This is a genomic window from Pseudomonas gebzensis, assembly GCF_034427815.1.
In the GTDB taxonomy this organism is placed as follows: domain Bacteria; phylum Pseudomonadota; class Gammaproteobacteria; order Pseudomonadales; family Pseudomonadaceae; genus Aquipseudomonas.
On sequence record NZ_JAXQNS010000010.1, the window covers coordinates 165435 to 182471 of the forward strand.

Sequence of the window (17037 nt, forward strand, 5' to 3'; positions counted from 1 at the left end):
CTCTGCGTTCTCGCGCGCCATGTGTCCAACTTCCCAACCACAACAGGGCGTGTTGATGCTGCAGTACGGGCAAAAAAGCTTTCTGATCGTCGACGACTTCACCGACTTCCGCACCTCGACCCGTTCCATGCTGCGCGAGCTGGGCGCCACCGAGGTCGATACCGCCGACAGCGGTGAACAGGCGTTGCGGATGTGCGCGCAGAAGCGCTACGACTTCATCCTCCATGACTTCCACCTCGGCGACGGCAAGAAGAATGGCCAGCAGGTGCTCGAGGACATGATCCTCGACCGGTTGATCAGCCATGAAAGCGTGTTCGTCATGGTCACGGCCGAGAGCAGCCAGTCGATCGTGTTGTGCGCGCTCGAACACGAGCCGGACGCCTACATCACCAAGCCGTTCAACCGCGTGGGCCTGGCCCAGCGTCTGGAAAAGCTGGTGCAACGCAAGACCCTGCTCAAGCCGATACTGCAGGCGCTGGACCGCAACCGTCCGGCCGAGGTGCTGGCGGCCTGCGCCGAGATCTGCAAGCAGGACCCGCGTTTCGCGCCACTGTGCCTGCGCTTTCGCGCCGATGCGCTGCGTGACCTGAACCGTTTCGACGAGCTGGAAAAGTACCTCACCGCGATCCTCTCCAGCCGTCCGCAGCCGTGGGTGTACGCCGCGCTCGGCAAGCTGCTGCACAAGCGCGGTCGCAATGCCCAGGCGCAGGGCGTGTTCGAGCAGGCGATCAAGGCCTTCCCGATCATGCCCAACCTGTATGACGGCATGGTCGATGTGCTGATCGCCCAGGGCGACAACCGCCGCGCGCAGGGCTTGCTCGAAGAGGCGGTGCGGTTGTCGCCGCTGTCGGTCAAGCGCCAGGCGACCCTGGGCAAGCTGGCCCATGAGAACGAAGACTTCGACACCGCGGCCAAGGCCTTCCGCCAAGCGGTGAATCAGGGCCAAAGCTCGCGCTACAAAGACCCGGAAAGCAACCTCGGCCTGGCCCAGGCCTTGATGAGCCGAAGCGCGGGCGGCCTGGATGCGCGCACTCGCGTCGAGATCAACAACGCCTTGGGCGAAGTGGCCAAGGACTACCCCGAAGACCAGGGCATGCAAGTGCGTGCGCGAATGATGAAGGCCGCCAGCCTGGTGCAGGCCGGCGATGCCGAATCGGCCGCCAAGCTCACCGAACAGGCGGTGCAACGCCTGGGCAAGATGAACCAGTTCTTCTCGGTCGAGTCGGCCTTGACGGTGGCCACACAGATGAAGGCCATGGGCCAGGGCGTGGCGGCGAAGGCCGTGCTCAAGGCGTGCGTGGAGTCCTACGGCGATGATCCGAAGGTCATGGAAAGCGTCGGCAAGCTCACCGAAGACCCTGACGTGCTGAACGCCGTGGCCGATGCCGTGGACCTCAACCGCCAAGGCGTCAAGGCCTACCAGGCCGGGCATCTGGAACTGGCCCTGAGCATGTTCCGCCGCGCCCTGGCGCAGCAGGGCAAGAACATCAGCATCGCGCTGAATACCGCCCAGGCGCTGCTGCGCGTGGCCGGCGACAAACTGACCCCGGCGGTCATCGAGGAATGCCGCGCCTGCCTGAGCAGCGTGTCCGGCATTCCGCCTGGCGACAGCCGTTATGACCGTTACCGCAAGCTGCATATCCGAGTGTTCGGCGCATGAATCAGACAGACCAGGGGCTGGATTTTTCCACGGTGATCGCCTCCACCGTGCATGACATGAAAAACTCGCTTTCGGCACTGATCCAGGCCCATCACCAGTGGCTGGAGCGCATTCCCGAAGCGCTGCGCGAAGGCAGCGAGCCGGGGGTGGTGGAGCATGAGCTGAGCCACCTCAACGGCATGCTGGTGCAGTTGCTGGGCTTGTACAAACTGGGCGTGAACCAGTTGCCGATCTGCCCCGATTACCACGAGGTCGACGACTTTCTCGAAGCGCAGCTGGCGGTCCATGAAGATGTCATCAAGCATCGCGGTATCGTCGCCACCTGCCGCCTGGACACCATGGCGCCGCTGGCCTTCTTCGACCGCGAGCTGGTGGCTTCGGTGGTGTCGAACATGCTCACCAATGCCATCCGCCATGCCGACAAGGCACTGCTGCTGAGCATCGAGGAAGCGGGCAGCGAGCTGGTGATCTGCATCAACGACGACGGCCCGGGTTACCCCGAGCGGCTGATCGAGCAGCAACTGGACTATGTGCCAGGCATCGATCAGAGCAGCGGCAGCACGGGCCTGGGCTTGTACTTCGCCTCGCGCATTGCCGCGCTGCATGAGCAGGGCGGGGTGCGTGGACGCATCGAGATCGCCAATGGCGGGGAGTTGGGGGGCGGGTTGTTCAAGTTGTATTTGCCGTAGCCTGACGCTGTTGCCGAGTATTGCAGAACGTGGGACGTATCCGGCTTTGGCGCAGGACCCGTCCCGGACGGTCGGCCGAGGCTTCACGGGGATCGCATGCAGTGAGAGTGTAAATACAGCGTTTCTACATTTGACTTGCAATCACCGGGAGGGTTTCCACGATGTATCTACCTTGGGGAGATACCTATGCAGATCAAGATCCAGCAATGGGGCAACAGTGCTGCCATCCGCCTGCCCTCGGCGGTGCTCAAGCAGCTGCAGTTGGGGGTTGGATCGACACTGAGCCTGGATACGTCTGGGGAGGCCCTGGTGCTCAAACCTGTCGGGCCCAGGCCTCGCTACACGCTCGATGCACTCATGGCGCAATGCGACCTCACCGCGCCCGACCCCGAAGATCTGGCTGACTGGAATGCCATGCGGCCTGTGGGCCGTGAGTCATGAGGCGAGCAGGCTTTGGCAGGGGCGATATCGTTTGCATCAACCTGGAGCCTGTAGCCGGACGGGAACAACCAGGGATCGCCCGCCCGGCAGTGGTACTGACACCGGCCGCGTTCAATGCATCGGGCCTCGCCGTCATCGCGCCCATCTCGCAAGGCGGCGACTTCGCCCGCCATGCAGGCTTCGCAGTCACGCTCAGTGGTGCAGGTACACAGACCCAAGGGGTCGTGCTGTGCAATCAACTGCGCACCGTCGACCTGAGCGCTCGGGGCGCCAGGCGCGTTGAGTTCGCCGGTGAAGCGGTGACAGAAGACGCCTTGGCGCGTGTCCAGACGCTGTTTGATTGACCGGGACCCGCAGCGCCGAGAGGGAATTTTCCTCCCCCACCACACTCCAACCCCGGTACAGATCGCTCAACGATCGTTGCACTTTTCATCCTGCCTCAGGAGCTTGCCCATGTTCACCCTGCGTCCTTTGATCGTCCTCGCCACCGCCGCTGCGCTGATGACCGGCTGTGCCGGCCAGAACCCTTACGAGAACCAGGGGCAAGACTCTGGCGGTATGAGCAAAACCGTAAAATACGGCGGGCTTGGCGCATTGGCCGGTGCCGTGGCCGGCGCTGCCATCGACCACAATCACCGCGGCAAAGGCGCGGCAATCGGCGCTGCCGCCATTGGTGCTGCCGCTGCCGGCTATGGCTATTACGCCGACCGCCAGGAAAAGGCACTGCGTGAAAGCATGGCCAATACAGGTGTCGAAGTGCAGCGCGACGGCGACCAGATCAAGCTGATCATGCCGGGCAACATCACCTTCGCCACCGACTCGGCCAGCATCGCGCCAAGCTTCTACTCGCCGCTGAACAACCTGGCGAGCTCCTTCAAGCAGTTCAACCAGAACACCATCGAAGTGGTCGGCTTCACCGACAGCACCGGCGCACGCCAGCACAACATGGACCTGTCGCAGCGCCGCGCGCAGTCGGTGGGTACCTACCTGACCTCCCAAGGCGTGGACGCCTCGCGGGTGTCGGTCCGTGGCCTGGGCCCGGATCAGCCGGTGGCGAGCAACGCCGACGCCAATGGTCGCGCGCAGAACCGCCGTGTGGAGGTCAACCTCAAGCCGATCCCTGGCCAGCAGTATCAACAGCAAGGTCAGCAACAGGGTACGGTTCAGCAATACCCTTGAGCCTGTGAACGCGTGATACGGCGGGGCAGTTCGGGCAACCGACTGCCCCGCCTTGCGTTTCAGCTCACCTGGCTGGCCTGAATGGCGGTCAAGGCGATGGTGTGCACGATGTCATCGACCTGTGCGCCGCGCGGCAGGTCATTCACCGGCTTGCGCAGGCCTTGCAGCATCGGCCCGAGGCTGACGCCGTCGGCGCTGCGTTGCACGGCCTTGTGCGTGGTGTTGCCGGTGTTCAGGTCGGGGAAGACGAACACCGTGGCGCGGCCAGCGACCTGGCTGTCGGGTGCCAGTTGCCGGGCAATGGTTGGATTGGCGGCGGCGTCGTACTGCAGCGGCCCGTCGATCATCAGCCCAGGCACCGCCTCCTGGGCCAGGCGGGTGGCCTCGCGCACCTTGCCCACTTCTTCATCGCTCGCCGAGTCGCTCGAATAGCTGATCATCGCCACCCGCGGCGCGATGCCGAAAGAGGCGGCCGAGGCTGCGCTCTGCCGGGCGATTTCGGCCAGCTCCTCGGCGCTGGGGTGCGGGTTCATCACGCAGTCGCCATAGATCAGCACCTGATCGGGGAACAGCATGAAGAACACCGACGACACCAGGCTGCAGCCCGGTGCGGTCTTGATCAGTTGCAGTGCCGGGCGGATGGTGTTGGCAGTCGAGTGCACCAGGCCCGAAACCATGCCATCGACCTCGCCCAGCGCCAGCATCACCGTGGCCAGCACGACCGGATCTTCGAGCTGCTGCTCGGCCATCGGCGCGTTGAGGTTCTTGCTTTTGCGCAACGCGACCATGGGTTCGACATAGCGGCTGCGGATCAGCTCGGGGTCGAGGATTTCCAGGTCCGCGGGCAAGCTGATGCCTTGCGCCCGCGCGACCGCCTCGACCTCCTCGGGCCGTGCCAGCAGCACACAGCGGGCGATGCCGCGGGCCTGGCACAGGGCCGCGGCCTGCACCAGCAAGGGCTCGGCGCCTTCGGGCAGAACGATACGTTTGTTGGCCTGTTGCGCACGCTGGATCAGCTGATAGCGGAACACCGCCGGCGACAGCCGCAGTTCACGCGGCGTACCGCAGCGCTGGTGCAGCCAGGCGGCGTCCAGATGGCTGGCGACAAAATCGGTGATGAACTCGGCGCGCTCGCGGTCATCGATGGGGATCTCGCGGTTCAGCGAGTTCAGCTGGGTGGCGGTGTCGTACGAGCCGGTGCTCACCGAGAGGATGGGCAGGCCCGCCTGCAGGGCGCCGCGGCACAGGCCGAGGATGCGTGGGTCGGGCTTGCTGTCGCTGGTCAGCAGCAGGCCGGCGAGCGGCACGCCGTTGATGGCGGCCAGGCTCACGGCAAGAATGATGTCGTCGCGGTCGCCCGGGGTGACCACCAGCGTGCCCGGCTTGAGCAGCGGCACGGTGTTGGCCACGGTGCGCGCGCAGAGGATGATGGTGTTCATGCGCCGTTGCTCGTAATCACCGGCGTTGAGCACCTGGGCACCGAGCAGGTCGGCCACATCGCGCGTGCGCGGTGCGTTCAGTTCGGCCTGGAACGGGATGCAGCCCAGCAGACGGAAGTCGCCGCTGCGCAGCAGCGGCGAGTGGTCGCGCAGGCGCTGGGCGAACTCGGCCATGGGATCGGCACTGCGCACCTTGTTGAGGATCACCCCGAGCACTTTCGGGTCGCGCGGGCCGCCAAACAGCTGCGCCTGCAGCTCTACGCGGCCAGACAACTCGCTGAGCACCTCGTTTTCCGGCGCCGAAACCAGGATCACCTCGGCATCCAGGCTCTTGGCCAGGTGCTGGTTGACGCGCGCGGCGTAGCTGGCGTGACGGGTCGGCACCATGCCCTCGACCACCACCACGTCCTTGCCGATACACGCCTGCTGGTACAGGCGGATGATCGATTCGAGCAGCTCATCGAGCTGGCCGTCGCCGAGCATGCGCTCGACCTGGCCAAGGCTCAGGGGCGTGGGCGGCTGAATACCGTGGGTGCGCGCCACCAGTTCGGTGGAGCGCTCGGGGCCAGTGTCGCCGGGGTGCGGCTGGGCGATCGGCTTGAAGAAGCCGACCTTGAGCCCGGCGCGCTCCAGGGTGCGTATCAGGCCCAGGCTGATCGAGGTCAGGCCGACTGCAAAATCGGTCGGCGCGATGAAAAATGTCTGCATGTGTGCGTCTCGGCTGTAGGCGGGCACAGAATCAATCGGCAAGGGTAGCGCTATCGACCCCCTGGGCGCACCAGCCGCACGGAAATGCTTCACCGATGCGCTGTTGCCGTGCGGTGGGGTCAAGCACCCACGGCCGCGATTGCCACGGCGGTTGGTGGCGCAGGTGCTGAGTATGGCCACAGCTCAGCTCGACCACCCAATGGCCCGCTTCGTCGCGATGAAAGCCGCTGATGTGGCTCACCGGTCGCGGCTGACTACCGTTGGGTCGTGCCGAAGCCTTGGCCGGTTCGCAATCAGGCGATGCCTTGGTTACACTTCCAGGTTCTACATTCTTTTGCAAAGGTCTCGCCCCATGCTGATCGCCGCCAACAAGGCTGTCTCTATCGAATATACCCTGACCAATGACGCTGGTGAGGTCATCGACAGCTCCGCCGGTGGTGCGCCGCTGGTGTATCTGCACGGTGCTTCGAACATTATCCCAGGCCTGGAAAAAGCCCTGGCAGGCAAGCAGACCGGCGACGAGCTGAACGTTTCCGTGGAGCCCGAAGACGCCTACGGCGAATACTCGGCCGAACTGGTCAGCACCCTGAACCGCAGCCTGTTCGAAGGCGTCGACGAGCTGGAAGTCGGCATGCAGTTCCACGCCTCGGCCCCCGATGGCCAGATGCAGATCGTCACCATCCGCGACGTTGACGGCGACGACGTCACCGTCGACGGCAACCATCCGCTGGCCGGTCAGCGCCTGACCTTCCAGGTCAAGGTCGTTGACGTGCGCGACGCCAGCGAAGAAGAAGTGGCTCACGGCCATGTTCACGGTGAAGGTGGCCATCAGCACTGAGGGTTCTGCGCTAAGCTCAGAACGTCACCAGGCGCTCGACCAAGCCGGACCTCCCCCTCGGGAGGTCGACCGGCTTGGCCTGGCGCCTTTTTGCTGGGCGCGGTTTGCCCTCGGCGCCGCGCGCAGGCCATTGGGGGAGAGGATCATGAGTGCATTCCACGAGGTGAAACTGCAGGCCCTGGAAGGCGGCGAGCTGTCACTGGTGCCGTTCAAGGGGCAGGTGCTGCTGGTCGTCAACGTGGCCTCGAAATGCGGTCTGACGCCGCAATACGTTGCGCTCGAGCAGCTGCAGCAGCGTTACAAGGGCCAGGGTTTCAGCGTGCTCGGCCTGCCGTGCAATCAATTCGCCGGTCAGGAACCTGGCAGCGAAACCGATATCCAGACCTTCTGTTCAAGCCAGTATGGCGTGAGCTTTCCCATGACCGCCAAGGTCGAGGTGAACGGGCCGCAGCGCCATGCGTTGTATCGCCTGTTGGCCGGGGAAGGGGCGGAGTTTCCGGGCGAAATCAGCTGGAACTTCGAGAAGTTTCTGGTCGGCAAGGACGGTCGTGTGCTGGCCCGATTCGCGCCGCGTACCTCGCCCGACGACCCGACCGTGATCCATGCCATCGAAGCTGCATTGCAGTCATGACCCCGCAGCAGACCGAGCCTAGTTCGGCTTGTCTGCCATCGGATAGGCCTTGATGGGCGGCGCCAGGGGGCTGGGGCGTGAGCAAGCCTCGGCCAGATGCCCCTCGAACTGCTCGACAATTGCCGCCCAGCCCTGGTGCAGGGCATGGTGGCGAGCGTTCAGGCGCACCCGACGCAAGGTCTCGTTCTCTTCCAGCAGCCAGCAAGCGGCATCGATGAAGCCGGCGCTGTCCCCTGGCAGGGCCAGGGCGCCGTTGTGTCCGTGCTGCAGGTGCTGGGCCGCCGCGGCTTCGTCGAAGGCGACCACCGCCAGCCCGGACGCCATGGCTTCGAGCACCACATTGCCGAAGGTTTCGCTGAGGCTCGGAAACAGGAACAGGTCGCCGCTGGCGTAGTGCTCGGCCAGGGTTTCTGCACGCTGCACGCCGCAGAACACGGCATCAGGCAACTGCTGCTCAAGCCCTTGTCGTTGCGGTCCGTCACCTACCAGGACCATGCGCAGCCGCCGCTGTGGATAGGCGCGCTGCAAGGCGTGCAGGCACGGCGCGAGCAGGCTGAGGTTCTTCTCGACCGCCAGGCGACCGACATGCAGCACCGCAATGTCATCCGGCCTGAGCCCCCAGCTGTCGCGCAGCGCCTGGCTACGCCGGGCCGGGTTGAACAGCGTGGCGTCGACCCCTCGCGCCAGCACTCCCAGCCGCTCGAAGCCCCGGCGTTGCAGGTCAAGGCGCTGGCTGGCGCTGGGCGCCAGCGTGGTGGCGGTGCGGCGATGGAAGGCGCGCAGGTAGCCGGTCAGCGCGCGGGCTAGAAGACCAAGACCGTATTGCCCGGCGTACTGCGGGAAATTGGTGTGAAAGCCGCTGACGATGGCAATGCCCAAGCGCCGCGCCGCGCGCAGTGCACTCAGCCCGAGCGGGCCTTGGGTGGCGATGTACAGCACGTCGGGGCGTCGCCGCCGCCAGCGCCGCAAGAGCTTGTGCATCGACACCTGCCCCCATTGCAGCCCGGGGTAGCCGGGCACAGGCCAGCCACGGGTGAGCAACAGGTCAGGATCTGCCAAGCCTGTTGTGTCGCCGCTCTGGCGCGGGCGGATCACCTCCACCCGGTGCCCGCGCAGGCATAGCCCTTCGCGCAGCCGGCCGAGGGTAGTGGCCACGCCGTTGATCTCGGGCGGGAAGGTTTCGCTGACCAGCGTGATGTGCAAAGGCGGTGTCTTCATGGAAAAAGTGTCCGCGCGCGGCGTTGCCGTTGCGTGACAATCAGGTGGCGTCCAGTTGACGGCTGCCGGGTGGCGCGCCTGAAGAATATTTAATCGTTTGCCGCTCTCAAGAACTGTCTTTGCATAGCCGATGTACAGGCATCAAATGACAGGTGCTCGGGCGGGTGTGGAATGTTCAATAAGAAATTGAAGCAGCAAATGCAGCAGCTGCGTGAGGACCTGCTCTCGGTCGAGCAGATCAAGGACAGCCTGGACAGCGAAATGCTGGTCTTGCAGCTTGATCCTGAGGGTCGGATTCAGCACGTCAACGACAACTTCGCCAAGGAAATGCACTACACCCCCGACCAGTTGCTCGGGCGCTCGCTTGAACACTTCGTGCCTGCGCATGTGAAATCGCTCGATTTCTATCAGCGCATGCACACTGCCCTGACCCGTGGCGAACACCTGCATGGTGCCTTCCGCTTGCTGCGCGGCGACGGCGACGAAGCCTGGCTGCGCTCGATCCTGCAACCGATCCGCAACAGCGAAGGGCGGCTCAAGTACTTCACCCTGCATTCGAGCGACCTGTCGCGCACCATCAAGACTTCGCGCGAACATGAGAGCCTGATCAAGGCCTTGATGCGCTCCACCGCCGTGATCGAATTCAGCCTCGATGGCGAGGTGCTCACCGCCAACGATCGCTTCCTCCAGGCGGTGGGCTATCGTCTGGATCAGGTGCGCGGCCGTCACCACCGCATCTTCTGCGAACCGCAGGAGGTCAGCTCGCCTGCCTACCAGACCTTCTGGGAAAAGCTGCGCCGCGGCGAGTACATCGCCGACCGCTTCAAACGCGTCGATGCCCATGGCAACACGGTTTGGCTGGAGGCGTCCTACAACCCGATCTTCGATGCCCACGATGTGCTGTACAAGGTGGTCAAGTTCGCCACGGTCATCACGGATCAGGTGAACCGCGAGCAAGCCGTGGCGCAAGCCGCCGACATCGCCTATTCGACCTCGCTGGACACCGACGCCAGTGCCAACAAGGCCACCCAGGTGGTGACCCAGAGTGTCGAAGTGATGCGTGGACTGGAAGCGTCGATGCAGCGCGCCGCCGAGGGCATTCAGGCGCTGGACAAACAGTCGCGGGTGATTGGCGCGATCATCAAGACCATCAGTGACATCGCCAGCCAGACCAACCTGCTGGCGCTCAACGCCGCCATCGAAGCGGCGCGTGCGGGTGAGCAGGGCCGCGGCTTTGCCGTGGTGGCTGACGAGGTGCGGCAACTGGCCTCGCGCACCAGCAGCGCCACCGAAGAAATTGCCCGCGTGGTGCAACAGAACGAGCAACTGGCGCAGGCGGCGGTGGACATCATCGACACCAGCAAGCGTCAGGCTGAGCAAGGCCTGAACCTGGCGGACGAAACCGGTGGGGTGATTGGTGAGATTCAGGACGGGGCGAAGAAGGTCGTGGATGCCGTAGGGCAGTTTTCCAACCAGTTGAATGGCTGATCGTTGACGCTTCAAAGCCTGAAGCCTGAAGCCTGAAGCCTGAAGCCTGAAGCCTGAAGCCTGAAGCCTGGGCTGGCCGGCCAACCCAGGCGGGTGGGGCGGGTCAGCCTTGCAGTTGCGCGTAGACCGCAGCCGCTAGGGCGACCGCTTCATCCAGTGGCAGCGCGGCGTCTGCGCGGTGGGCATCGGCAAACGATGCCCTGACGTAGAAGAGCCCGGAAAAAGGCTCGCTGGCCCTTGGCGCATCACCGTCTTGCACGGCCCGGACCACCAGCTCGACCAGCGAGACGTGGTCGATCACCACACCCTGGCCATCGTCGGAGTTGACGAACAAGTCGTCTGCGGGGGTATCGACGCCGGCGCCGGCGAGGGCTTCATTGAGGCGCCAGCGGGCCTTGTGCCCCAGGTGGCGCAGGCCCTGCAGGTGAGCAGGAATGTCGCTGAGGTCGAGGTAGTCGCGGTCGTCGTTCATGGACTTATCCTTTGGTAGCTGGCGGCGTGAGTGCAGCCAGGCGCGCATTGGAAACCTCATCCCTCAGGCACGCGGCATAGATAATTGCCACTTGCGCTCACGTTCGCGCATCCACAACAACGTGACCCCTGCCACAGCCGCCGGCATCCTCAGGATATCGACGAACGCAATCGGCAACACCAGGCGGATAACGCATGCAGTGGGACCCTTTTCCAGCCGCCTGCGGCAGTGACGCTGGACGCCGGTACAGGCCGGTGGTGGGGCTCTTTCAGGCACCTCGAACAAGCGCTGGCCGACCAAGGGCAGGGGCAGCCGCTGCCTGATGGGGTGGCTGCAAGGCCGATTCAGCCGAACGACTCGACTACCGCCAGCCCATCGCCCACACCTGGGCGTCGCGCAGCACCCGCCAGTCCAGCCACTCGCTGCGCAGGCTGTGCACTGCCTGCAGTTCCACACGCAGCAGGAGGCCCGCTTCGTCATGCTCCAGGTCTGTTACCAGGAAATGCTTTTCACGATTCACCGGCTGCGTCGCGGTCCATTTCGACAGTTTGAGTTTGGCGGGGTTGAAGCGATTCATGGGAAGCTCCGGTGCAGGCGGTAGGGTCGCGTCGGGGTAGGCTCAGGCTCGATGCTCGGGCGTTCGGGTAACACGGGTGTCACCTTTTTCTCGCACCCAGAACAGCGTGGCCCCGGCCACCGCTGCCGGCATCATCAGGATGTTGACGAACGGAATCAACAGCGCCAGGTAGGTCACCCCGCCGAAGCTCAGCGACTGCCAACGCTTGCTGCGCAGCCAGGCGAGCATGTCCTGCCAGCTCATCTTGTTGTTGTCGGCCGGGTAGTCGATGTACTGGATGGCCATCATCCAGATACCGAACACCAGCCACAGTGGCGCGGCAATGACGTTGACCACTGGAATCAACGACAGGATGAACAGCCCGATCGCACGTGGCAGGAAGTAGCCCAGCTTGCGCATTTCGCGCGAGAAGGTGCGCGGCACCATGGCTGCCAGTTCGCCCCAACTGAAGGGCGGGAAGGTGTCTTCGCCGCGGGCGACCACTTCGACCTTCTCCGCCAGAAAGCCATTGAAGGGCGCGGCCACCACGTTGGCCACCAGGGTGAAGGTGAAGAACACCATCAGGATCACCAGCACCACGAACAGCGGCCAGATGATGTAGGTCAGGAAACTCAGCCAGTCAGGCAGGCTGGGCATCAGCGCGTCGACCCAGAGGCTGAACTGATGGCTGACGAAATACACCAGCGCCCCGAACAGCAAGAGGTTGACCGCCAGTGGCAGCAGGACGAACACCCTAAGACCTGGGCTCAACACCAGCTTGAGGCCTTCGCGCAGGTATTGCGGGCCGGACAGAACAGGGGCTTGCATGGAGAAACTCCAAAAGGTCAGGAAAACGCGCAGACCTTACCGAGTTTGTGGACACCGGGGAAGGTGCCGCCTGAGCCGCCAGGGTCGCCGCCAGTCGGCTGACGCGCTCTAGCCTGCGGCTGTGGTGCATAGAGCGTGCCTATAAGGTGGATTGTCTAAGGATATTTCCTTACTCTCTGCCACCTCGCTACAGTCTGCCTACCGCTTTCTGAGGCCTGTGCAGCGCAGCGTTGCACAGGCCCCTACAATTCCAGCCTGCCCATCCGGCGCCCAGTGCCGGCGCTCGGCAGGATCGACAGGAGTTCGACATGTCTGAAGTTCGTCATTCGCGCGTCATCATTCTGGGCTCCGGCCCTGCCGGCTACAGCGCGGCGGTCTATGCGGCCCGTGCCAACCTCAAGCCGCTGCTGATCACCGGCATGCAGGCGGGTGGCCAGCTGACCACCACCACCGAAGTCGACAACTGGCCGGGCGACCCCCATGGCCTGACCGGCCCTGCGCTGATGCAGCGCATGCAAGAGCATGCCGAGCGTTTTGAAACCGAGATCGTGTTCGATCACATCAACGCCGTCGACCTGGCTGCCAAGCCGCACACCTTGACGGGCGACAACGGCACCTATACCTGCGATGCGTTGATCATCGCCACCGGCGCCAGCGCCCGCTACCTGGGCCTGCCGTCGGAAGAAGCCTTCATGGGCAAGGGCGTGTCGGCTTGCGCCACCTGCGACGGTTTCTTCTACCGCAACAAGCCGGTCGCCGTGGTCGGTGGCGGCAACACGGCCGTGGAAGAGGCGCTGTACCTGGCCAACATCGCCAGCAAAGTGACCCTGATCCACCGCCGCGAAACGTTCCGCGCCGAGAAGATCCTGATCGACAAGCTCAACGCTCGCGTGGCTGAAGGCAAGATCGAGCTCAAGCTCAACGCCACCCTCGACGAAGTACTGGGTGACAACATGGGCGTCACCGGCGCGCGCCTGAAGAACAACGACGGCAGCTTCGACGAAATCACCGTTGACGGCGTATTCATCGCCATCGGCCATACGCCGAACACGTCGCTGTTCGAAGGCCAACTGACCTTGAAGGACGGTTACCTGGTGGTCAACGGCGGCCGCGAAGGCAATGCCACCGCGACCAACGTCGAAGGTGTGTTCGCCGCCGGCGACGTGGCCGACCATGTCTACCGTCAGGCCATCACCTCGGCCGGCGCGGGCTGCATGGCTGCGCTGGATGTCGAACGCTACCTGGATGGTTTGGCCAACGCGTCGTTCTGAGCCGAGGCTTGATCGATGGCCTCCACGTTTCGCAGGGGGCCATGGAGGAGGGCGAGTACCGGGACGGCTTCGTCGTCCTTGGCGACTGACTGGGCGCCGACCGGCTGCCCCTGCACCCCGATCGCGTTTCCTTCCAGCCTGTCGCGCAGAGAAGAGAACGCATGCCCCTGCCCACCCCAGCCCCGGTAGGCGGCTACCGCCGCGATGGGCGGCAAAGCCGCCCCAAGGCTGCGCCCCCCATACCCTCGCAACCCCAAACCGCCTGGCGACCCAACGGGCTGCCTACAGGCTCAACCGCATCGACAAGTCCACCGCTTTTACATCCTTGGTCATCGCACCAATCGAGATGTAGTCCACGCCGGTTTCGGCTATCACCCGCAGCGTCTGCTCGTTCACGCCGCCGCTGGCCTCCAACTTGGCCTTGCCGGCGTTGATCCGCACCGCTTCGCGCATTTCATCCAGGCTCAGCTCGTCGAGCATGACGATGTCGGCCCCGGCATCCAGCGCCTGGCGCAGTTCCTCCAGGCTCTCCACCTCGATTTCCACCGGCTTGCCTGGGGCGATGCGCTGCGCCGCCTGCACGGCTTGGGCCACACCGCCGCAGGCGGCGATGTGGTTTTCCTTGATCAGAAAAGCGTCGTACAGGCCAATGCGGTGGTTGTCGCAGCCGCCGCAGGTGACGGCGTACTTCTGTGCCAGGCGCAAGCCCGGCAGCGTTTTGCGGGTGTCGAGCAGGCGCACGCCAGTGCCGCTCACCAGGTTGGCCAGCGCCTGAGCGCGGGTGGCCACGCCTGACAGCATCTGCAGAAAATTCAGCGCCGCGCGTTCGCCGCTGAGCAGCGAGCGCGCCGGGCCTTCCACGTGGAACAGTACCTGGTCTGCCGTGGCCTGCTGGCCATCCACCACTTGCCAGTGCACCGCTACACGTGGATCGAGCTGGCGAAACACCGCGTCGACCCAGGCGGTGCCGGCGATCACACAGGCCTCGCGAGTGATGATGGTGGCCTTGGCCAGACGCTCGGCAGGGATCAGCTGCGCGGTGATATCGCCACTGCCGATGTCTTCGAGCAAGGCCCGACGGACATTGGCATCGATTTCGGCGGTCAGGTCGGCGAGGCGTAGGTTCGGCATGGTCGGCTCCACAGGCAGGCTCAACAGGCAAAGTGCCGGCGATTATAGGGCAGGGCAGCGGTCAGTACACCTGCGCGGGCAGTAACCTTTTATCGGCTCGAAGGCATCAGTGGAACATCCCACGGTCATCTGTATCGAACTTCGCAGCGATCGTCATGACTGACCATGAACCTGACTCCCCCCGACATTGCGCACACCGTCAAGGAATGACCACTTCTCATGAACAGCAAGGAGCTAGACATGCGGCACGAAGCCAACGTGATCTCACTGACGTCGGTGATCGACCGCCGTGCTGCGCTGCTGATGCCTTCGTTGCCCATGTTGCTGCTGCGCATTCGTGACAGCGCGGCCCAGCACGTCAGCAATGGCCTGCAGGCCTTGTTCGACATGACCGAAGAGGTGTTGATCGAGCAGGTCGACAAGGCTCATGACGTCGTCGAGCAGCGTCGCAGCCTTCAAGCCATGCGCGATGTACGGCTCAAGCGCAAGCATGTCGAACACGGTGTGCTGGATGCCTTGCACCAGGCATTCAGCAGCCTGACGCAAAGCGCAAGTGGCGCATTGCTCGATGCCGACCTGTCCCGCCATGCGCGAGCCAATGCTGCTCAGCACGCGCTCATACAGGCCATGGTCGAGCGGGTCCTGAGTCGCGAAGGCGCGGTGTTGGCGCAGTTGAGTGCCCGTATCGAAGCCATGCTCGACATCGCCCTCACGGGCGCGCGCTGCAACCCGCTGAGCCCAAGCAGTTTGTGCCAGTATTTTGCCCAGGCGTGCAGCATGTTGAAGGTCGATGAGCCAACCATGACCGTGCTGTTCGGTCTGTTCGAGCAACACGTGCTGGGCCGGATCGGCCCGTGCTATGTCCAAGCCAACCGATTGCTCGCCAGTGAAGGCGTGCTCCCAGGGCTCAGCCCTGCGCCGAGCATGGCGCTGGCGCCACGCGCGGGCGTGGTGTCGATCGCGGCTGGGCACGTGCGCACTGGCACTCTGCAGGCGGCCGCCGAGGCGTTCTTCGAACGTCTGCAGGCGTTGCTGGCGCCACTGCGCGGCCAACTCACGCCGCGTCTGCGCCGCGACGGCGCTGTGCCGGTCTCTGCGCAGGATCTGGCGCGGATGCTATCGCACCTGCAGCACCACGCCGGTGAAGGGGGCGCCGCCCGGCCACTCGATCTCGGCCAGGCGCTGCAGCACCTGTTGCTCAAGATCAGCGCCCGCAGCTGCACCCGCCGCTGCCTGAGCGGTGACGATGAAGACACCATCAACCTGATGGGACGACTGTTTGCCGTCGTCGAGCAAGACCCGAACCTGCACCCGCGCATGCGTGCACTGCTTGCCCGGTTGCACCTGCCACTGCTCAAGGTGGCAATTCTCGACAAGAGCCTGCTGACCCGCGCCAGCCATCCGGCCCGACGCCTGGTCAATGAGCTTGGCGCTGCTGCCATTGGCTGGCAGGGCGACCATGACACTACGCCAGACAGCCTGTACCTGCGCCTGGAGGGGGGCGTCCAGCGGGTACTCGATGACGTGGCCGAAGACCACGTGGCATTCAAGAGCCACCTGGATGCGTTTCTGGCTGCGAGTCTGGAGGAGCGCCGTCGGCATGACCTGCTGGAGCAACGCGCGCGCGATGCAGAAGAGGGTCATGCGCGCATGCAGCAGGCCCGTAGCCGCGTTGAAGACGTACTCAATCAGCGTGTGCTCGGCCAACGCCTGCCCCGTGTTGTGCTGGCCATGCTCCGCGACGCCTGGAGTCAGGTGCTGGTGATGGCGTGGCTCAAGCAGGGCGAGCAGTCCGCGCTGTGGCAGTCGGCACTCGCTACGCTCGACGCGCTGCTGGCAAGCGTCGCCCCGCACCCGCAGGCCCAGGCGCGTCAACGCCTGTTGGCGCGCTTGCCGGCGCTGCTCAAAGCGTTGCGTGAGGGCCTGGGCAGCATTGCCCTGTCGTCACTGAGCACCCGCGAATTCTTCCGCGACCTTGAGCGGCTGCACGTGCGTGCCTGCGCGCTGCCGGGGCAGCCGATGGCGCCCAGCGCAGGTGCGCTGCGCTGCGTACGCGTGAACCAGCCGATCCGCCTGCCCGGCGCCGAGCCGGCCCCGGCGCAGGCCGCGTTGGACAGTGCTATACCCCGCAGTGTGCTCAAGGTGTTGGAGCGCCTGCGCATCGGCACCTGGGTCGAGGTGCGTGAAGGTGACCGCGTGCTGCGCTGCCGCCTGCTGGCGCGCATCGAGGGTCGCGACCGTTACGTTTTCGCCAACCATGCCGGGGTCAAGCTGCGCGAGTGGACCCGTGCAGAGCTGGCCGACGCCATCAAGCGCAATGCGGTGGCGGTGCTCAATGGCGGCCGGGTGTTCGAGCGCGCCTTGCGCACGGCCCTCGAGCAACTGGCGGCTCGCGAGCTGCACTGAGCCTGCTGCGGGACCGTGCAACATTCCCAGGACCGGGGCGCGCGCGGCATACTGGTCGCCCCAGATGTTCTACAGGATCAAT

At 64.6% G+C, this 17037-nt stretch carries 15 protein-coding genes and 4 pseudogenes; 11 read left to right on the forward strand and 8 right to left on the reverse strand.

Translation table 11 applies throughout. The features are described 5' to 3' along the window. Window positions 1-55 precede the first annotated feature (55 nt). The 5 genes from SJI00_RS18710 to SJI00_RS18730 all read left to right on the forward strand — a co-directional run bounded on the left by SJI00_RS18710 (window position 56) and on the right by SJI00_RS18730 (window position 3969). On the forward strand, window positions 56-1660 hold the full coding sequence (locus SJI00_RS18710) for a response regulator (protein ID WP_322463197.1): 1605 nt from the start codon (window positions 56-58) through the stop codon (window positions 1658-1660). Then, entirely contained in the window at window positions 1657-2349 is a 693-nt protein-coding gene (locus tag SJI00_RS18715; protein ID WP_322463160.1) for a sensor histidine kinase, read from the forward strand. The genes SJI00_RS18710 and SJI00_RS18715 overlap by 4 nt, the downstream gene beginning before the upstream one ends. A 186-nt stretch (window positions 2350-2535) precedes the next feature. Continuing rightward, a complete protein-coding gene (locus SJI00_RS18720; RefSeq protein ID WP_322463161.1) occupies window positions 2536-2790 on the forward strand; it encodes an AbrB/MazE/SpoVT family DNA-binding domain-containing protein in 255 nt (84 codons plus the stop codon). Beyond that, a complete protein-coding gene (locus SJI00_RS18725) occupies window positions 2787-3134 on the forward strand; it encodes a type II toxin-antitoxin system ChpB family toxin (RefSeq protein WP_322463162.1) in 348 nt (115 codons plus the stop codon). Before SJI00_RS18720 ends, SJI00_RS18725 begins: the two co-directional genes overlap by 4 nt. Window positions 3135-3243: 109 nt before the next feature. Beyond that, window positions 3244-3969, forward strand: a complete 726-nt coding sequence (locus SJI00_RS18730; RefSeq protein ID WP_322463163.1) for a YiaD family glycine zipper/OmpA-like lipoprotein — start codon at window positions 3244-3246, stop codon at window positions 3967-3969. A gap of 59 nt (window positions 3970-4028) precedes the next feature. Here SJI00_RS18730 and pta read toward each other — a convergent pair whose 3' ends face one another. Together pta and SJI00_RS18740 are read right to left on the reverse strand one after the other, a co-directional pair. Then, complete coding sequence (gene pta / locus SJI00_RS18735; RefSeq protein ID WP_322463164.1) at window positions 4029-6116, reverse strand: phosphate acetyltransferase; 2088 nt, start codon at window positions 6114-6116, stop codon at window positions 4029-4031. Between the two features lie 31 nt (window positions 6117-6147). Continuing rightward, window positions 6148-6470 (reverse strand): annotated as a pseudogene (locus SJI00_RS18740) (DUF3565 domain-containing protein). Between SJI00_RS18740 and SJI00_RS18745 the strand changes: the two are divergent. Both SJI00_RS18745 and SJI00_RS18750 read left to right on the forward strand, forming a co-directional pair. Next, entirely contained in the window at window positions 6469-6954 is a 486-nt protein-coding gene (locus SJI00_RS18745; protein WP_322463166.1) for an FKBP-type peptidyl-prolyl cis-trans isomerase, read from the forward strand. The pseudogene SJI00_RS18740 and the gene SJI00_RS18745 overlap by 2 nt on opposite strands. Window positions 6955-7099: 145 nt before the next feature. Then, window positions 7100-7585 carry a glutathione peroxidase gene (locus tag SJI00_RS18750; protein WP_322463167.1) on the forward strand — a complete coding sequence of 162 codons (486 nt, stop codon included), beginning with the start codon at window positions 7100-7102 and terminating at the stop codon, window positions 7583-7585. An 18-nt stretch (window positions 7586-7603) separates the two neighbouring features. On the opposite strand, the gene SJI00_RS18755 is transcribed toward SJI00_RS18750, so the two are convergent. Next, complete coding sequence (locus SJI00_RS18755) at window positions 7604-8803, reverse strand: glycosyltransferase family 4 protein (protein WP_322463168.1); 1200 nt, start codon at window positions 8801-8803, stop codon at window positions 7604-7606. 261 nt (window positions 8804-9064) lie between these two features. On the opposite strand from SJI00_RS18755, the pseudogene SJI00_RS22680 reads away from it, so the two are divergent. Together SJI00_RS22680 and SJI00_RS22685 are read left to right on the forward strand one after the other, a co-directional pair. Beyond that, window positions 9065-9751, forward strand: a pseudogene (locus SJI00_RS22680) (PAS domain-containing protein); the annotation flags it as partial. A gap of 114 nt (window positions 9752-9865) precedes the next feature. Then, window positions 9866-10291: pseudogene (locus SJI00_RS22685) on the forward strand (methyl-accepting chemotaxis protein); the annotation flags it as partial. A 103-nt stretch (window positions 10292-10394) separates the two neighbouring features. Here the strand turns inward: SJI00_RS22685 and SJI00_RS18765 are convergent. The 4 genes and pseudogenes from SJI00_RS18765 to cysZ all read right to left on the reverse strand — a co-directional run bounded on the left by SJI00_RS18765 (window position 10395) and on the right by cysZ (window position 12147). Further along, window positions 10395-10763 carry a hypothetical protein gene (locus SJI00_RS18765; RefSeq protein ID WP_322463170.1) on the reverse strand — a complete coding sequence of 123 codons (369 nt, stop codon included), beginning with the start codon at window positions 10761-10763 and terminating at the stop codon, window positions 10395-10397. Window positions 10764-10826: 63 nt separating this feature from the next. After that, window positions 10827-10946: pseudogene (locus SJI00_RS18770) on the reverse strand (sulfate transporter CysZ); the annotation flags it as partial. Window positions 10947-11124: 178 nt separating this feature from the next. Continuing rightward, complete coding sequence (locus SJI00_RS18775) at window positions 11125-11340, reverse strand: TIGR02450 family Trp-rich protein (protein WP_322463171.1); 216 nt, start codon at window positions 11338-11340, stop codon at window positions 11125-11127. Window positions 11341-11382: 42 nt separating this feature from the next. Then, window positions 11383-12147, reverse strand: coding sequence for a sulfate transporter CysZ (gene cysZ, locus SJI00_RS18780; protein WP_322463172.1), 765 nt, complete (start codon window positions 12145-12147; stop codon window positions 11383-11385). A 308-nt stretch (window positions 12148-12455) separates the two neighbouring features. Between cysZ and trxB the strand changes: the two genes are divergently transcribed. Further along, complete coding sequence (gene trxB, locus SJI00_RS18785) at window positions 12456-13418, forward strand: thioredoxin-disulfide reductase (RefSeq protein WP_322463173.1); 963 nt, start codon at window positions 12456-12458, stop codon at window positions 13416-13418. Between the two features lie 282 nt (window positions 13419-13700). Here the strand turns inward: trxB and nadC are convergent, their stop codons facing one another. Next, the gene (gene nadC, locus SJI00_RS18790) at window positions 13701-14549 is read right to left on the reverse strand and encodes a carboxylating nicotinate-nucleotide diphosphorylase (RefSeq protein WP_322463174.1); all 849 of its coding nucleotides are present in this window, start codon (window positions 14547-14549) and stop codon (window positions 13701-13703) included. A gap of 240 nt (window positions 14550-14789) precedes the next feature. On the opposite strand from nadC, the gene SJI00_RS18795 reads away from it, so the two are divergent. Further along, complete coding sequence (locus SJI00_RS18795) at window positions 14790-16955, forward strand: DUF1631 family protein (RefSeq protein WP_322463175.1); 2166 nt, start codon at window positions 14790-14792, stop codon at window positions 16953-16955. The last annotated feature ends 82 nt before the right edge of the window (window positions 16956-17037 follow it).